Source organism: Vibrio sp. Vb0667, assembly GCF_033391095.1.
Genome location: NZ_JAWPOL010000125.1, coordinates 1 through 1631, shown reverse-complemented (window position 1 = coordinate 1631; position 1631 = coordinate 1). Strand labels below are relative to the sequence as shown.

The following is a 1631-nucleotide window of genomic DNA, read 5'->3' as shown; positions in this document are numbered from 1 at the left end:
TACAGTGATTTGCATAAACGGGTTGCCGCCTTTCTTTTCTATGTATTCTGAATGCGCTTGTTCTACTGGAGAGGTAGGAACACCAAATGGAATTTTGGTGATCACTAAGTTTTCCAGTAACTCTCCTGGCAAATCGAGTCCTTCCGAAAAGCTTCCTGTACCAAAGAGAACGCTGGTTTTGTTTGTTTCTACAAGCTTTTTATGTTTTTTTAGAATTTCTTGACGAGAACTTTCGCCTTGTACTTGCAAAGCCCAGCCTCGTTTTATGAACTCTGAAGACAGCGCTTCTGCGACTTGGTTCATCTGCCAGTATGAGGAGAATAATACCAAGTTGGCCTTTTTGTCTTCTAAGTACTTAGGCAAGATCTCAATAAGATATTCAGTAAACTGAGGTGCAGATGGTTCGTACTTCATTGCAGGTATGAGTAACTCAGCTTGGTTTTGATAATCAAAAGGCGAAGCGAGTGCCAAAAACTGAGTCCCAGATTCTGGCTTTCCATCAATGCCTACTTGATGGCAAAAATAGTGGAAAGAGTTCAACGCTCGCATTGTTGCTGAAACTAATACGGCACCAATACAACGACTCCAAATCTGTTGGTCTAGCTGCCATCCAATCTCAAGAGGGGAGACACTCACAATAAAATCGCCTTCACGATCGGGGTGAGTTTCTAGCCATCTCGCTAAAGGCGCTCCTTTTTCTCGTGTTGGCTCTGCCATCAAATGCCAAACTTGAGCGAGGTTCTCTAGTCGTTGAATATAGAAACCTAGTTCAGCGAGCGCAGGCTCGGCCAATCTTGCCGCGAGTTCGCCATCTTTGACTCTTTCTGCAATAAGATCGGCGATTTTCGCGACGCTTTGGTTTGCTTTCTTGCTGAACTGTTTTAGCTCTTTAGATTGGTTTTCTAGCCAAGTAGGCAGCTCGCCATGTTCAAAGCGGTAGATGCCTTCTTCAAACTGAGCTGGATCGAACTGCTTAGTCAACTGAGTGAGCGCAGGTATTAAGTTTTGCACCGAGTCTTGCAAGCCATTGCGGAATCGAGCGGCACGTTTCTCATCAGCCAGTGATGAAAATTTACTGATTGACTGATTCAGCTTCTCTAGCCACGCTGCTGCGCCTTTTAAACTCGCGGATGCTGAAGCGTGATCACGGGCGACGAGAGGCAGGTGGTGAGCTTCGTCAAAGACATAAATCGTATTTTCTGGTTCTGGTAAGATTACGCCACCACCTAAGTCAGCATCAGCCATAACGAGAGAGTGATTCGCGATGATCACGTCATTTTTATCTAACTCAGAACGCGCCTTTTGAAACGGGCACCCTCTGTGACCTGGCAAACTGTTATTACAGCTGTGTTTGTCGCTGACAATCAATTGCCAGATGCGGTCGTCTATAGGTTTAGGCCAAGCGTCGCGGTCACCATCCCATTTCCCTTGAGCGAGTGAGCGATACATGGTTTCCAGTAATTCAATGTCTTTTTTCTTTGGCTTGGTCTCAAACATCGCTAGTTGACCGCCATCCACACCACTGGCTGTTGCGAGCTTTTCTGCGCAGCAGTAGCGCTGCCTACCTTTGGCAAGAATGAAAGAGAATTCTCGGTCTGTAATACGACGGAATAGAGGAAGGTCTTTATTCA

1 protein-coding gene is annotated in these 1631 nt (G+C 45.9%); it reads right to left on the bottom strand.

Features of this window, described 5'->3' with window-relative positions:
* Window positions 1–1631 (bottom strand): ATP-dependent DNA helicase DinG (gene dinG / locus R8269_RS23930; RefSeq protein ID WP_318222742.1); only part of this gene is annotated, 1631 nt, incomplete at both ends.